We start from the raw sequence: 15,245 nt of genomic DNA, 5'->3' as shown, positions 1-15,245 counted from the left end.
CCTATTGTTGCGCGGCATTTTCAATAATTCCGGGAAATTGCCCTCGCATGTCTGCCTTTTTGCGCTTCACGCCGCTTGCCAGCGCCCTGCCCTCCACCGTTCCTTTCGTTGGCCCCGAGGCTATCGAGCGCCAGCGCGGCGTTAAAGTCGAAGCGCGCATCGGCGCCAATGAAAACGGCTTCGGCCCGGCTCCCTCGGTCATTGCCGCCATGCGGGAACAGGCCGGCGATATCTGGAAGTACAACGATCCGGAAAATTATGCACTGCGGGGGGCGCTCGCCACCCATCTCGGCGTGACACCGGCCAATATCGCCGTCGGCGGCGGCATTGACGAACTGCTCGGGCAAATCGTGCGGCTGGTAATCGAGCCCGGCGGCACCGTCGTGACCTCCTTCGGTGCCTATCCGACCTTCAATTTCCACGTGAACGGTTTTGGCGGCCGACTGGTCACCGTTCCCTATGCCGGCGACCGTGAAAATCTCGACGCGTTGCTCGATGCAGTCAAGCGCGAGAATGCGCCACTCGTCTATTTCGCCAACCCTGACAATCCGATGGGAAGCTGGTGGGATGCCGACAAGATCGTCGCCTTCGCGCGCGCCCTGCCGGAAACCTGCCTGATGATCCTCGACGAAGCCTACAGCGAGACCGGCCCGGCCTCCGCCCTGCCGTCGATCGGGTCGCTCATCGACCTGCCGAACATCGTGCGCACCCGCACCTTCTCCAAGGCCTACGGTCTTGCCGGCGCCCGCGTCGGCTATGCCATCTCGACACCGGGCACGGCGCAGGCCTTCGACAAAATCCGCAACCATTTCGGCATGAATCGGCTTGCGACGGTCGCCGCGCTCGCAGCCCTCAAGGATCAGGCCTATCTTTCCGAAGTGATCGGGAAAATCCATGCCGCGCGCGACAGGATCGCTGATATTGCCAGGGCAAACGGCCTGCAGCCGCTGGCATCGGCCACCAATTTCGTAGCTATTGATGCCGGACGTGACGGCACCTACGCACGGGCCATCGTCGATGCGCTGATGGAACACGGTGTCTTCATCCGCATGCCGGGTGTCGCACCGCTCAACCGCTGCATCCGCGTCAGCGTCGGGCCGGAAGCCGACATGGCGCTGCTCGAAGAAGCGCTCCCACTGGTCTTAAAAAAACTCGCCTGACAATGGGAAACCAAACGGGTAAACCGCGGCCGGCGGGAGGGCGCCGGTCGCGGTTTCCTTCTCCCGGCGTCGGCCCCGTCCAAAGCGCCCCGCCAGCTCCCCTCTTTTGAGGTTGTTATTTCGAATTATCTTGTTGCAGACGGTCCTCAGTGCATGTCGCGCCAAGCGACTATACGCTTTAGTGGATCGTCATCCATTCGCGGGCGGCGCGGAGCGCTTCGGCAAGCTGCATCTTGCTCATCGAAGCGGCCACATCGGCGCGCAGCTCGGCGGCGCGGTCGTTGCCCTTGATTGCAGCGATGTTCAGCCACTTGTGAGCGGAGACGAGATCGATCTCGCAACCACGGCCGGTCGCATACATCAGACCCATTTCGCAGAAGACATCGGCGCTGTTGTTTTCGCCACCCATGGTGGCCATTTCAGCATTGTGCATTTCAAAGCGTGCCATCGGTTTCTATCCCTGTTTAGCCTGTTAAGACGTACCCTGTTTTACCTTTGGGCCTTGCCATCTTCTGCGGCTTTCGGCCTCTCCGGTCCGGCGGGTTTGCCCCGCTCGTTTGATGGGTTCACTATGCCAAACTGCTTTCAAAAAACGCCTAAAATGCATGATTAATTTGACGCAAACAAAGTGCAAATGCTTGGTAAACTTGGGTTTTTGTTAAACATCGGAATCCCTGCAAATTAAGGATTTTTGCGCGCCTTTTACGAAAAATTCAGATTTGGAAATTGAGGATTTGTTCACTATGAAATCAGCATCGATCCGGCGATCATCAGAAAAAACCTGACGGGAAGGCCGGAATTTGGGCTCTTCGGAGGCGTATTTACCTTTACGTTCGCGTCAGTTATTTTCGCGCCATTTCATATCTTATGGAGGAAGAGATGATCCGTACCCTCGTTCTCGCCGGCGCGCTGGCACTTGTTGCAGGCCTTGCACAGGCGGATGAACCGATCGTCGGCAACTGGAAGACCCGCGCCGGCGACACGGCGGCGATTGCGCCCTGCGGCGGCGCTTACTGCATCACGCTGAAGACGGGCAAATATGCCGGCAAGAAGATCGGCAGACTATCCGGCACCGGCGGCAGCTATAGCGGCGAGATCACCGATCCTGCCGACGACAAGACCTATAGCGGCTCGGGCAGCATCTCCGGCGGCTCGCTCAAGATGCAGGGCTGCGTGATGCAGGTCTTCTGCAAAACGCAAACCTGGACCCGTCTCTGAGACGTTCAGGCAGGCTCTGAGAACCTTAGCCGGCCTCAGAAACTGAACGCAAAATGAACCGCCATCTCAGCACCCGTTCAGCCACATCATGGCAAAACAGCACCATGAAGGGCGTATATCGGGGTAAGGACGTGGACGTGTTCATTCTGGCGAGACGGTTTACAATCATAACGCTGTTTGCGGCGATCTTCGCGATCTCTTTTTCGGCGGTCGTCGTGCGCACCGGCGGCGGCGGCGCACAGCAGTCGCATTTCGGCGCGAACTATACCTGCCTGGAAAGCAGCGGCGGTTACTGCACCACCATCCGCTGAGACCCGGGAAAAATCTGGGTCTCAGCCTTTGAGCGTCGTTTGCTTGTTAAAAACGACTCTCTATAATGCCTCATGAGCAAACGAATCTATCCCCTGTCCGCTTTCGACATTTCGTCCCCTCCCCCTTTCGAGCCGCAAGCCTTCGATGATCCGGCAAAAGCCGTCGAAGCTTTGACGGAGCTCTACGAGCGCAACACCTCGTTCCTGATCGACAGCTTCACCAAGCTCGCGCAAGGGGCGCCGGTCACCTCCCGCTACCGCGCTTTCTATCCGCAGGTCAGCATCGAGACGACGAGTTTCGGTCATGTCGACTCCCGCCTTTCCTATGGCCACGTGACGGCACCGGGCGTCTATACGACGACGGTCACGCGACCGAAGCTCTTCAAACATTATCTGAAGGAGCAGTTGCTGCTCCTGATGAAGAGCCACAATGTGCCTGTCGTCGTCTCGGAATCCCCCACGCCGATCCCGCTGCACTTCGCTTTCGGCGAAGGCGCGCATGTGGAAGCGTCTGCGGCGGCTTTCGTCGATATTCCGCTGCGCGATCTCTTCGATACGCCTGACCTCAACACGACGGATGACGAGATCGCCAACGGCGAGTATTTGCCGCCTCCGGGCGAGCCCTCACCGCTGGCACCCTTTACCGCACAGCGCATCGACTATTCGCTGGCCCGCCTGTCACATTACACGGCGACGGGTGCCGAGCACTTCCAGAACTTCGTGCTGTTTACGAACTACCAGTTCTATATCGACGAGTTCTGCTCCTGGGCGCGCAAGCTGATGGCAGAGGGCGGCGATGGCTATACGGCCTTCGTGGAGCCCGGCAACATCGTCACGCTGGCAGGATCGAGCGTTCCGGAAACGGATGCCACACTTGCCCGCCTGCCGCAGATGCCGGCCTATCACCTCAAGAAGAAGGGCCATGCCGGGATCACCATGATCAATATCGGCGTCGGTCCCTCCAACGCCAAGACGATCACCGACCATGTGGCCGTGCTTCGCCCGCATGCCTGGCTGATGCTCGGCCATTGCGCCGGCCTGCGTAACAGCCAGCGCCTCGGCGATTATGTTCTGGCGCATGCCTATATGCGCGAAGACCATGTGCTCGACGACGACCTGCCGGTCTGGGTGCCGATCCCGGCGCTCGCCGAAGTGCAGGTGGCGCTCGAGGCGGCCGTTGCCGAGATCACCGGTTACGAAGGCTTCGAGCTGAAACGCATCATGCGCACCGGCACGGTCGGCACGATCGACAACCGCAACTGGGAACTGCGCGATCAGGCCGGCCCGGTGAAGCGCCTGTCACAGGCGCGCGCCATCGCGCTTGACATGGAATCGGCAACGATCGCCGCCAACGGCTTCCGCTTCCGCGTACCCTATGGGACGCTGCTCTGCGTTTCCGACAAGCCGCTGCATGGCGAACTGAAGCTGCCGGGCATGGCGACTGCCTTCTACCGCACGCAGGTGAACCAGCATCTGCAGATCGGTATCCGGGCGATCCAGAAGCTTGCCGCCATGCCGCCGGAAACCTTGCATTCGCGCAAGCTGCGCAGCTTCTTCGAAACGGCGTTTCAATAAGATATCAGGCGCGGCCCGGCCTTATCCTCCGGGCCGCGCACTGTTCTCAAGCGCTTGCGGCAAGCTGCAGCGCTGCGATCAGGCCGGCAAACGCCGCCAGCGCAATCACGGTCCTGACCAGCACCTTTATCACCTCGACATTCTCAAGCGGCGGCATCTTGCGTGCGCCGCGTGTGACGATCAGGTGTGCTATTCCGATTTCAAGCATGCTCATTGCTCCATCTCCTCGATGTTGTCAGATGAAGCTTTGTCGAGCGCTGCCTCGGCTGTTCGACATTCAGGCCGCTTAAAAGATATTTTTCTTCCCTGTCGAAAAGCGCCTAGGCTGTTCGTCCAAGGGCTGTGAAAGCACAGCGTGGAGGATAAGCAATGAAATATCTTTGCCAGGTCTGGTTCGACGGCACGGTGCTGTCGGCCATGTCGCAGGAAGAGAAGAACAAGCTCGACCGGGATTCGCTCACCTATGATCGCGATCTTGCCGACAGCGGTCATATGATCGTTGCCCAGGCGCTGCAGTCGCCACAATCGGCGGTCACGGTCCGGGTGCGCGGCGGCGAGATGTCGGTCACAGATGGCCCCTTCATCGAGACGAAGGAGGCGCTCGGCGGCTTCATCCTGATCAACGCCAAGGACCTCAACGATGCGATCCGTGTTGCCGCCGGCATTCCGCTGGCGAAGCTCGGCGCGATCGAGGTTCGCCCCATCCATGAATTCGGCTGAGGAGGTGACGCCATGAAGTTTCTGGGCCAGATCTGGTTCGATACCGAAAAGAGCAAGCGGGTTACGCCAGAGGAATGGGAGGCCGTCACCCAAGAATGCATCGTCAGTGACGATAGCTGGCGCGAAAGCGGCCATATGCTGAGCGCGCTGGCGCTCTACGAGCCGGAGCAGGCAGTGACGCTCAGGGTCCGCAATGGCACTGTCGCTGCAACGGATGGTCCTTTCGCCGAGATCAAGGAACATCTCGGCGGTTTCGTCGTGATCGAGGCCGGGGATATGGAGGAAGCGAAAGCGATCATTTCTACCTTCCCGATCCTCAAATATGCATCGATCGAAATCCGGCCCGCCTATTCGATCAAGGATGGGAGATAGCCATGCGCTTCGTCTGCCTCATCTATAATTCCGCCGATACGGACGGCACACTCAGCCAGGCCCAGGGCGACGAGCTCGTCAGGGCGCATTTCCAGTATGACGAGGAACTTCAGCGCAAAGGCATCATGATCCATTCCGATGCATTGGAAGGTCCTGACTGTGCCTCCGTGTTGAGGGTGCGCGATGGCACTCTGTCTTCGACCGACGGCCCATATGTCGAGACCAAGGAACATCTGGCCGGCATCTACATCATCGAGGCGGCCGATCTGGAAGTTGCACGCAAGGTCGTCGCGGGCATTCCGAGCGTCCGGGTCGGGTCGATCGAATTGCGCCCGGTGAGACTGCTCACCCTGCCGCAGTGAGGGTCGGCCGTTGAGACAGGTGATCGGGGAACAGGTGATCGAAGATATCTACCGGCAGCATTCGCGCCGGGTTCTGGCGACGCTGATCCGCCTGCTCGGCGATTTCGACCGGGCGGAGGAAGCGTTGCACGACGCCTTTGCGGCGGCAGCGCGGACATGGCCGGTTGACGGCATGCCCAACAATCCCGTCGCATGGCTGGTTTCGACCGGCCGCTTCAAGGCGATTGATCACCTCAGGCGGCGGGCGCGCTTCAACGCCTCGCTGCAGCATATAGAGGACGGCCTTTACCCTGATGGCACAGAAACGGAGATCGGCGATATGGAACCGATCGAGGACGACATGCTGCGGCTGATCTTCATCTGCTGCCATCCGGCTCTTGCCGCCGATGCACAGACTGCGATGGCGCTGCGCGAGGTCTGCGGATTGACGACGGAAGAGATTGCCCATGCCTTCCTGGTGCCGGCGCCGACCGTCGCGCAGCGCATCGTGCGCGCCAAGAACCGCATCAGGACGGAGAATATCCCTTATGAAGTGCCTGTCGGGGCGGAGCTTCCGGAGCGGCTCGACCGGGTGCTGCATGTCATCTACCTCGTCTTCAACGAGGGCTATTCGGCATCCTCAGGCAACACGATCGTCCGCGCCGACCTGACGGCCGAGGCGATCCGGCTGGCGCGGCTGCTGGCAACCCTGCTGCCGCATCCGGATGTCGCAGGCCTGCTTTCGCTGCTGCTCCTGCAGGAGTCGCGCCGTGCTGCCCGACAGGATGTCGACGGCGCGCTGGTGCTGCTTGCCGATCAGGATCGCTCGCGCTGGGACCGAAGCAAGATTTCAGAGGGGCTTTCGCTGCTCGCAAGCGCCATGCGCACGCCTGATATCGGCATCTATACGGCTCAGGCGGCGATCGCGGCGGAGCACGCGAAGACCGGCAGCATCGAGGAAACGGACTGGCGGCGCATCGCCTTCTATTACGACCTGCTGATTGCTGCCCACCCTTCGGCAATCGCCGAGCTCAATCGCGCCGTCGCAATCGCCATGTCCGAGGGGCCGGAAAAAGGACTGGCGCTTGTCGACGCCATTCTCGGCAAGGGAGAGCTGACGACCTATCACCTCGCCCATTCGGCGCGGGCCGATTTCCTGCGCCGGCTCGAACGCCGTGCCGAAGCGATTCAAGCTTACGAGACGGCGCTGACATTCTGCCGACAGGAACCGGAACAGGTCTTTCTGCGCAAGCGCATTCTGGAGCTTACGACCTAGCCTTGCGGCGCCGGCCGAGGGGAAGCGAGATGGCGGTCCCGGTCAGGGCCGAGACGATGATGAGCAGGTGGGCGTTGACGCTTGCCTGGGCCAGCGCACCCAGCGCAGCGCGTTCGCTTGAAGCACCGAAAGCGATCGCGCCGGCGGTGATGCCGGCCGGATAGGTGCCGACGCCACCGGGCGCGTGGACCGGAAGGACGGAGGAAAGCTCACCGCCCAGCGCACCACCGAAGCTTGCGGCCATCGGCATCACGCCCATCAGGCCGAGCGCCCAGGCGAGCACCAGCACCTTCACCAGCCAGTTGACGATGGTCATCGCCCAGGCGCGGCTAAAGGCGACGGCATCGAAAGGCAGTCCATTCTCGATTTCATGAAGCAGAGCCTGCGCCTTGCGCGGCAGAAGTTTTGCGCCGAGGCGCAGCAGCGGCTTGCGGGCAGCGAAGGCGAAGACCGGCAGGAACAGGAAGATGACCCAGACAAGCCATGCAAGGGCTGCGTTCGGGGCGGCGACAGCAAAGCCGAGGCCGGCGGCGGCCAGCAGCGCATGCAGGTCCAACAGCCGCATGACCAGCAGAGCGGAGGTGCCGCGTGTCAGGGGAATGCCGAATTCCGTGCGCATCAGCACCGGAAAGCTGGTTTCGCCGGCGCGGAAGGGCAGCATGATGTTCAGAAGGTTATGGATCTGGGTGACCCGGAAGAGCGTTGCGAAACGGCCCCCTGTCTCCCGTGGAAAATAATCGTAGATGCGCCATGTACGCAGGAAATAGGTGCTGGTCAGGAGTATCAGCGCGCCGATGACCGGACGTGGACCGACGGCGGCCCATTGTTCCAGTATGACCGACCAGCCCCAGAACCATTCGATGAAAAGTGCATAGGCTGCGACGATTGCGACCGTCAGGAGGCTCATGCGATTGCGCAGAAACCAGGATTGCCCGCTTTCAACACTCGGGGTCTTCATGTATCAGGCTTCCTAAGTTTGGCTGCGGCGGCTGGCTTCCATTGGCTTCCATTGCCGCGCCTTTTAGGAGAAATGAAAGTTGCAGACAACGGTAGAGTCCATTCGCGATGCGAATGATCAGGTGCAACCGCTCGAACTGTCGCTGGTCGTTCCAGTCTTCAACGAGGAAGAAAGCATCGGCCCGCTCGTCGAGCGCATTGCCGCGGCGATGGTAGACTATCCGCATCGCTGGGAACTGATCCTCGTCGACGACGGCAGCACGGACGCAACGCTCGTCAATGCCCGCAAGTTCGTCAACCGCGAAGAGCTGGCGCTGCGCATCGTCGAGCTGCAGCGCAATTTCGGCCAGACCGCCGCCATGCAGGCCGGCATCGATACGGCGCAAGGCCGGCTGATCGCCACGATGGACGGCGACCTGCAGAACGACCCGAAGGACATCCCTTCGATGGTCTCGGAGCTGGAACGGCGCGAACTCGACCTGCTCGTCGGCTGGCGCAAGAACCGCCAGGACGGGCTGCTGCTGCGCAAAATCCCCTCCTGGTGCGCGAATTACCTGATCGGCCGCATTACCGGCGTGAAGCTGCACGACTATGGCTGCAGCCTGAAGATCTACCGTGCCTCGATCATCAAGCAGGTGAAGCTGATGGGCGAGATGCACCGCTTCATCCCGGCCTGGGTTGCCGGAGTCGTGCCGAGCTCGCGCATCGGCGAAATGGCCGTCACCCATCACGCACGCCAGCACGGCACCTCGAAATATGGCATCTCGCGCACCTTCCGCGTGATCCTCGACCTGCTGTCGGTGATGTTCTTCATGCGCTACAAGGCGCGTCCGGGCCATTTCTTCGGCTCGCTCGGCCTCGGCCTCGGCGGCCTCGCAGCGCTGATCCTCATCTATCTCGGCTTCGACAAGTTCATTATGGGCAACGATATCGGCACGCGACCGATGCTGATGGTCGGCGTCGTGCTGCTGCTTTCTTCGGTGCAGATGATCACGACCGGCATCCTGGCGGAGATGATCGCCCGCACCTACTACCGCGACGACGCCTCGCCGAATTATATCGTGCGCCAGATCTTCTCTCGAGAAAGCTGACGTGCAGAGCCTTTTCAGCCGCCGGCCACATCTGATCCTGGCGGTGCTCGGAACCTATTTTCTGCTCCACCTGATCGTGCGGCTCAGCATCCCCAATGCGCTGGAGCTGGACGAGGCGGAGCAGATGCTGCTCTCGCAGTGGTTCGCCTTCGGCTATAATTCGCAGCCGCCCTTCTACAATTGGGTGCAGTATGGCGTGACATCGCTCGTCGGCGTCTCGCTCTTTTCGCTGTCGCTCCTCAAATGCAGCATGCTGTTCCTCTCCTACACCTTCTACTGGCTGACGGCGCGGCTGACATTGAAGAACAGCAGCTTGGTCGTGGTGGCGACGCTTGGCCTCCTCACCGTGCCGCAGGTCGTCTTCGAGGCGCAGCGCGATCTGACGCATTCGGTGGCGACGATCTTTGCCGGCTCGCTGTTCCTCTACGGCTTTTTCCGGACGCTGAAGACGCCCTCGGCAATCTCCTATGCCATCGTCGGCATTGCGACCGGCATCGGCATGATATCGAAGTATAATTTCGCGCTTCTTCCTGCCGCCGCTCTGGTCGCCGCCCTCATCGACACCGATTTCCGCAAGCGGATTTTCGACTGGCGGCTTGCGCTGACGATCGTCTTGTCGATCGCTATCGTGCTACCGCACGCGCTGTGGTTCCTGCAGCATTTCGACCTTGCGGTCGATCGCACGCTGCACAAGATGACCGGTGCGGGTGAAGGCTTTCTGTCGCAGGTATCGACCGGCTTTTTCCGCTTCATCTCCGCGATGGTCGGCATCGCCGGCGTCTCGGTCGTCATTTTTCTGGCGCTCTTTGCCAAATCGCTGCGGGCAATGTGGCGCGCTTCCAGCCGCTGGACACGAATTGCCGGGCGCATCCTGCTGATCGAGATCGGCGCCATTGCGCTGATGATCCTGCTTGCGGGCGTCGACAACGTCGCCGACCGATGGCTGACACCACTCTTCCTCATCCTGCCGCTCTATATCTGCATGAAGGCCGATAGTGCCGAAGTCGATGCAGGAGCGCCCTTGCGGAAATCGCTTGCTGTTGGTGGCGTGATCATGGGCGTCGTGTTGGCTGTACTCGCCATGCGCGCCTATTACGGCCCGCTCCTCGGCAAGTATCAGCGGCTGAACATCCCCTATGCCAGCTTCGCCGAGACGATCCGCAAGGATATCGGCGGCGAGCCGGGGTTGATCGTCGGTTACGACCCGCATCTCGACGGCAATATGCGGCTGCTGATGCCCGACACCCCGGTGCAGTCCTATTTCTATCCGGACTTCAAGCCGAAGTTCCAGCTGGATGCGAAACATCCCGTCGTCTTCGTCTGGCGCGACGACAAGGGCAGAACGCCGCCGGCCTGGCCGGAATACTATTTCAAGGATGTCATTGCGCAAAACGGCTTGAAGCAGCCGGAGACGCATATCGTTGCCCTGCCTTATATCTATGGCCAGCCGGGTGACACCTATCAATTCGCTTATGCCGTCGCCTATCCCTAAGCGCGTAACTCCTTCCAGGCAGCATCCAACGCAATCTTGGTGATGCGTGCCATCTCATCGACCTCTTCATGGCTGATGACGAGCGGTGGCGAGGCCAGCATGCGGTCTCCGGTGGCGCGCAGCACGAGGCCGTTTGCGAGCGCGTGATTGCGCACCGCCGAGCCGATCGGGTCCGGCTTTTCGAAACGGGTGCGGGTTTTCTTGTCGGCGGCAAGCTGCAGGCCGCCCATCAGGCCGACGCTTTCCGCTTGTCCTACGAAATCATGTTCGGCAAGGGCTCCCCACCTCTTTGCGAAATAGGGGCCGATGTCGTCGCGCACGCGCTCGACCAGTTTCTCCTCCTCAATGATGCGCAGGTTTTCGAGGGCTGCGGCAGCGCAGACCGGGTGGCCGGAATAGGTGAAGCCGTGGTTGAAATCGCCGACCTCGTTGATCAGAACGTCGGCGATGCGATCGCTGACGAGCACGCCGCCGATCGGCAGATAGCCTGATGACAGCCCCTTGGCGATCGGTGCAAAATCCGGCTCGACGCCGAAATATTGATGGCCGAACCATTCACCGAGGCGACCGAAGCCGCAAATGACCTCGTCGGTGACGAGCAGGATGTTGCGCGCCTTGCAGATGCGGTCGATCTCCGGCCAGTAGGTCTCCGGCGGGATGATGACGCCGGCGGCCCCTTGGATCGGCTCGGCGACGAAGGCGGCGACGTTCTCCTCGCCGAGCTCATCGATCTTGGCTTCCAACTCTCGGGCAACCTTCAGCCCGAATTCGGCCGGCGTGAGATCGCCACCCTCCCCATACCAATAGGGCTGGCCGATATGGACGATGCCCGGGATCGGCAGATCGCCCTGTTCATGCATGTATTTCATGCCGCCGAGGCTGGCGCCAGCGACCGTCGAGCCGTGATAGCCATTGCGCCGGGCGATGACCGTCTTCTTCGACGGCTGGCCGACCGCCGCCCAATAGACGCGGGCCATGCGGAACCAAGTGTCGTTCGCCTCCGAGCCTGAGCCGGTGAAGAAGACATGGTTGAAGCGCAGCCCGGCCTTGGACGTCACCTTCTGTGCCAGCAGGGTCGTCGGCGGCGAGGTCGTGCCGAAGAAGGTGTTGTAATAGGGAAGCTCGTTCATCTGCTTTACAACAGCATCGGCGATTTCCTTGCGGCCATAGCCGATATTGACGCACCAGAGGCCGGCGAAGCCATCGAGATATTTTTTGCCGTTGTTATCGAAGATATGCACGCCCTCGCCGCGCTGGATGATGCGCGTGCCGTCGGCATTCAGTTTCTTCATGTCGGAGAAGGGATGCAGATGATGGGCGGCATCGATCGCGGCAAGGTTCGACAACGGATAAGTATCGGACATGATTAGACCTTCGGATTGAAAGGCTTTCGGTGATAGTTTACGACCTTGGCCTTCTGCGAGAGGATTTTCAAGGTCATGGCGAGCAAGGGCAAAGAGGCTGGAGAGGGCGATCCGCGTTTCGAGATCCTGGTTGTCGGCATGAATGGCGATCTGCGCGGCAAGCAACTGCCGCTTTCGGCCGAAAAGAAAGTCTGGGCTGGCGACATCCGCCTGCCGACCTCCACGCAGTCGCTCGATATCTGGGGCGATGACAATGACGACATCACCGGCCTGTCGCTGACAATCGGCGACCCCGACGGCAATGTCATTCCCGACAAGCGCAGCCTGACGCCGATGCCCTGGGCGCCCGAGGGATCGATGCAGGTGCTTGCCATGATGCATGAATTCGACGGCAGCCGCAGCTTCATGGATCCGCGCAGCATTCTCGCTTCCGTGCTTGAACGCTATGCCGAACGCTGGCTGACGCCCGTCGTCGCGACCGAGCTGGAATTTTATGTGGTTGAGGAGAACTGGCGCGAGACGGGCATTCCCTCCCCGCCTGCAAGCCTCACCTATCGCGGCAATCCGAACGGCTTCCAGCTCTACGACATGAGCGCCGTCGATGCACTCGACGACTACCTGCAGACGCTGCGCGCCTACGCCAAGGCGATGAACCTGCCGGCGGAGGCAACGACGGCGGAATTCGGGCCCGGCCAGTTCGAGGTCAACCTGCTGCACCGGCCCGATGCGCTGGCTGCGGCCGACGACTGCCTCTACCTGAAACGCGTTGCCGAACAGGCGGCGCGCAAGCACGGGCTGAAATCGACCTGCATGGCCAAGCCCTATTCGGACCAGGCGGGATCGGGTCTGCATGTGCATGCCAGCATCATCGACAGGGATGGCAACAATATCCTCGATGCCAAGGGCAGCGAGCCGACACTTCTGAAATCGGTGACGGCAGGCATGCTGCAGACCATGCAGGAGGCGCAGCTCGTCTTCGCCCCCTTTGCCAATTCCTATCGCCGCTTCCAGCCGGGCTCGTTTGCGCCGACCGATCTGACCTGGGGTAGCGGGCATCGCGGCACGGCAATCCGCATTCCTGATAGCAACGGGCCGGCGGCGCGCATCGAGCACCGCGTGGCGGGTGCGGATGCCAATCCCTATCTGCTGCTGGCGACGATCCTCGGCGGCATGCTGCTCGGCCTCGACGGAGATCTCGATCCCGGCGAGGAAACGACGCCCGCCTATACGCCACCGGGCGCGAAGCGTCTGACGCATGATTTCCTGACGGCGGTCGAGGCCTTCCGGCAGTCGGCCTTCATCGCCAATATCTTTGGCGACAAGTATCGAAAGTTGTATGGCGATACGAAGTACAAGGAAGCAATAGCGTACCTGCGCACCGTGTCGGATTTCGACTATCGTACTTATCTTGCGCGCCTGTAGTTAATAGCGCCCGTCACATAACTTACACCTAGATGCTTTTCTTAACCCTGTTGGCATTATCGATGACCTATACTCGAAATCGGTAATATATGCCCGGTATCAGCATATTCAGTAAACCGGCAACGGGGCCGGATTGGATGACGAGTTGAAAGGGATCCGGTTTGATGAACCGCATCACTCTTGAGGGAAAGCTGCTCTTTGCAACCGTCATCGTGGCGTTTCTGACCCTCATTCTGACAGCCAGCGCTCTCATTCCGACTTATGAAAGCTACCGCTCGACCCACGACAATCTGCTGGCTGTAGAGCGCTTCCGCCAGGTTCTGGAAGCGGCGAGCCGCATGTCGGCGGAGCGCGGACCGGCCAACGACATCATGGCGATAGAGCCAAATAGCAGCGCGCCCGCAACAGAGCGTTTAAAGGTCTTCCGGCGCATCAGCGATCTCTCGCTCGAGGCGCTCGATGAGCCGCCCGAAGTCGATCTATCCTCCTCGCTTCCCGATCTCCAGGGGGCGCTCTCTGAGACAAGGGCGCAGCTTCGCAGGGCTCGCCAAGCCGTCGACCGCGTTGCCGCAACACCGCTCGCCGACCGCGAGCCCGGCGATGTGCAAAACGCGATCGGCGAAATGATCGAGGTGATCGAAACATTCCAGCATGTCGTCGACTGGCACATAGCCGCTTTCACCACCCGCCGGTCGGAACTGACCGCGCCATTCCTGACGGGGCGGATGATCAGCGACATGCGCGAATATGGGGGCCGGGCCGCCTCGCAGATCATGGGTCCGATTGCCACCCGCCAGCCTTTACGCGACAGCCATATCACCGACGCGAACCGCACCATTGGCCGGCTTCTGGAACTGCGTGCGCTGATGCAGGGCCAGACGATCGTCAGCGATCGCGAGGCGCTCTCTGCGCAGCTCATGAAGGATGTCGATACGATCTTTTTCGGGTCTGGCCTCGAACTCGTCAAGATATTGATCGAGCAAGGCAAGATCTCGGGGGACTATTCGGTTTCCGCAGTTGACCTGACACGCGACTATGTTCCGACGCTGCAGCCGCTGGAGCGGCTGCGTACGGTCTTTCTCGACGATGTGGTGAAGCGCTACCGGACCCAGCACTACGCCGCTTCCTATCGCCTGGCGGTCATCGCTGTGATCACGGCCTCCGCTCTTGCGGTGCTGTTTACGCTCTTCCGCTCCATCCGCCTGCACATGCTCGGTCCGCTGCTGACGGCACGACGCCAGATCATCGCGCTCGCAGACGGCAGTCCCGCGACCGACCTGGAGACGATCTCCAAGGCGCCGGAGATGCGCAGCCTGTTCGAGGCGCTGGAATTGCTGCGCGGCAAGCTGGACGAACGGGCCGAATATGAGGCCCGCCTGAAGATGCAGGCCGAAAAGGACGGGCTGACCGGTGTCTGGAACCGCCGGGCGCTGGAAGGCTTCGGCAATGCCCCTTCGGAGCGCGAGGAAGATGTCTGCCTGATGCTGATCGATATCGATCACTTCAAGACGGTGAACGACACCTATGGCCATCTGACGGGCGACGCCGTGCTCATCGAAATCGCCACCCTGCTGCAGGGCGCGATGCGTCCGACGGACATCGTCGCGCGCTATGGGGGCGAGGAATTCGCCGTTCTCGTTTCCACATCCGATCTTTCGAACACCTTGGATTTTGCCGAAGAACTTCGCAGCCGCATTCAGGCGCATGTCATCCGTGACGCGGAAACCGGCGTCGCTCTCTCGATCACTGTCAGCATCGGCGTCGCCTCCGGCGCCTGTGGTGCTGAAGGCTGGCGACAGCTCATCGCATCAGCCGACGAAGCGCTGTACTGCGCCAAGAAGAAGGGGCGCAATCGCACCTGTGTTTTCGGCGACGAGGCGGACCGGGATATCGTCGAAAGCGCTCTCATTCCTTTCAGGGCCAGACGCTCCGCTTCGTTCTGAAAA

Annotated in this window: 16 protein-coding genes; 12 read left to right on the top strand and 4 right to left on the bottom strand. The window is 60.8% G+C overall.

Features of this window, described 5'->3' with window-relative positions; all coding sequences use genetic code 11:
- Positions 1–47 precede the first annotated feature (47 nt).
- Complete coding sequence (locus J2X71_RS14580) at positions 48–1,160, top strand: pyridoxal phosphate-dependent aminotransferase (protein WP_310382787.1); 1,113 nt, start codon at positions 48–50, stop codon at positions 1,158–1,160.
- A gap of 178 nt (positions 1,161–1,338) precedes the next feature.
- On the opposite strand, the gene J2X71_RS14575 is transcribed toward J2X71_RS14580, so the two are convergent.
- Complete coding sequence (locus tag J2X71_RS14575; protein WP_007821684.1) at positions 1,339–1,608, bottom strand: sel1 repeat family protein; 270 nt, start codon at positions 1,606–1,608, stop codon at positions 1,339–1,341.
- A gap of 431 nt (positions 1,609–2,039) precedes the next feature.
- On the opposite strand from J2X71_RS14575, the gene J2X71_RS14570 reads away from it, so the two are divergent.
- The 3 genes from J2X71_RS14570 (at position 2,040) to amn (ending at position 4,264) form a co-directional block, all read left to right on the top strand.
- A complete protein-coding gene (locus J2X71_RS14570; protein ID WP_113324171.1) occupies positions 2,040–2,378 on the top strand; it encodes a DUF2147 domain-containing protein in 339 nt (112 codons plus the stop codon).
- A 131-nt stretch (positions 2,379–2,509) separates the two neighbouring features.
- Positions 2,510–2,689, top strand: a complete 180-nt coding sequence (locus tag J2X71_RS14565; protein ID WP_113324199.1) for a hypothetical protein — start codon at positions 2,510–2,512, stop codon at positions 2,687–2,689.
- 72 nt (positions 2,690–2,761) lie between these two features.
- Positions 2,762–4,264, top strand: a complete 1,503-nt coding sequence (gene amn / locus J2X71_RS14560) for an AMP nucleosidase (protein ID WP_310382786.1) — start codon at positions 2,762–2,764, stop codon at positions 4,262–4,264.
- 46 nt (positions 4,265–4,310) lie between these two features.
- On the opposite strand, the gene J2X71_RS14555 is transcribed toward amn, so the two are convergent.
- A complete protein-coding gene (locus J2X71_RS14555; protein ID WP_310382785.1) occupies positions 4,311–4,478 on the bottom strand; it encodes a hypothetical protein in 168 nt (55 codons plus the stop codon).
- 155 nt (positions 4,479–4,633) lie between these two features.
- On the opposite strand from J2X71_RS14555, the gene J2X71_RS14550 reads away from it, so the two are divergent.
- Genes J2X71_RS14550 through J2X71_RS14535 form a run of 4 tightly spaced genes read left to right on the top strand, consistent with a single transcriptional unit; the run spans position 4,634 to position 6,973 of the window.
- Entirely contained in the window at positions 4,634–4,984 is a 351-nt protein-coding gene (locus J2X71_RS14550; protein ID WP_310382784.1) for a YciI family protein, read from the top strand.
- A gap of 12 nt (positions 4,985–4,996) precedes the next feature.
- The gene (locus tag J2X71_RS14545) at positions 4,997–5,356 is read left to right on the top strand and encodes a YciI family protein (RefSeq protein ID WP_310382783.1); all 360 of its coding nucleotides are present in this window, start codon (positions 4,997–4,999) and stop codon (positions 5,354–5,356) included.
- A gap of 2 nt (positions 5,357–5,358) precedes the next feature.
- Positions 5,359–5,718 (top strand): YciI family protein, encoded by a 360-nt coding sequence (locus J2X71_RS14540; RefSeq protein ID WP_310382782.1) that lies wholly within the window; start codon positions 5,359–5,361, stop codon positions 5,716–5,718.
- A gap of 19 nt (positions 5,719–5,737) precedes the next feature.
- Positions 5,738–6,973 carry an RNA polymerase sigma factor gene (locus J2X71_RS14535; protein WP_310383288.1) on the top strand — a complete coding sequence of 412 codons (1,236 nt, stop codon included), beginning with the start codon at positions 5,738–5,740 and terminating at the stop codon, positions 6,971–6,973.
- Here J2X71_RS14535 and J2X71_RS14530 read toward each other — a convergent pair.
- On the bottom strand, positions 6,963–7,931 hold the full coding sequence (locus J2X71_RS14530) for a lysylphosphatidylglycerol synthase domain-containing protein (protein ID WP_113324176.1): 969 nt from the start codon (positions 7,929–7,931) through the stop codon (positions 6,963–6,965). The genes J2X71_RS14535 and J2X71_RS14530 overlap by 11 nt on opposite strands.
- Positions 7,932–8,010: 79 nt before the next feature.
- Here J2X71_RS14530 and J2X71_RS14525 point away from each other — a divergent pair, with 79 nt between their 5' ends.
- Both J2X71_RS14525 and J2X71_RS14520 read left to right on the top strand, forming a co-directional pair.
- The gene (locus J2X71_RS14525; protein WP_007821703.1) at positions 8,011–9,021 is read left to right on the top strand and encodes a glycosyltransferase family 2 protein; all 1,011 of its coding nucleotides are present in this window, start codon (positions 8,011–8,013) and stop codon (positions 9,019–9,021) included.
- Between the two features lies 1 nt (position 9,022).
- The gene (locus tag J2X71_RS14520) at positions 9,023–10,513 is read left to right on the top strand and encodes a glycosyltransferase family 39 protein (RefSeq protein ID WP_310382781.1); all 1,491 of its coding nucleotides are present in this window, start codon (positions 9,023–9,025) and stop codon (positions 10,511–10,513) included.
- On the opposite strand, the gene J2X71_RS14515 is transcribed toward J2X71_RS14520, so the two are convergent.
- Complete coding sequence (locus tag J2X71_RS14515; protein WP_310382780.1) at positions 10,510–11,877, bottom strand: aspartate aminotransferase family protein; 1,368 nt, start codon at positions 11,875–11,877, stop codon at positions 10,510–10,512. The two genes, J2X71_RS14520 and J2X71_RS14515, sit on opposite strands and share 4 nt — an antisense overlap.
- Before the next feature lie 45 nt (positions 11,878–11,922).
- Between J2X71_RS14515 and J2X71_RS14510 the strand changes: the two genes are divergently transcribed.
- Positions 11,923–13,299: a glutamine synthetase family protein gene (locus tag J2X71_RS14510; protein WP_405049715.1), complete on the top strand. Its 1,377-nt coding sequence runs from the start codon at positions 11,923–11,925 to the stop codon at positions 13,297–13,299.
- A 164-nt stretch (positions 13,300–13,463) separates the two neighbouring features.
- Positions 13,464–15,242, top strand: coding sequence for a diguanylate cyclase (locus tag J2X71_RS14505; protein WP_310382778.1), 1,779 nt, complete (start codon positions 13,464–13,466; stop codon positions 15,240–15,242).
- The last annotated feature ends 3 nt before the right edge of the window (positions 15,243–15,245 follow it).

This window comes from Rhizobium sp. 1399, assembly GCF_031455475.1.
In the GTDB taxonomy this organism is placed as follows: domain Bacteria; phylum Pseudomonadota; class Alphaproteobacteria; order Rhizobiales; family Rhizobiaceae; genus Rhizobium.
The sequence above is the reverse complement of the archived record's forward strand: the minus strand, read 5'-3'. Positions and strand labels throughout refer to the sequence as shown.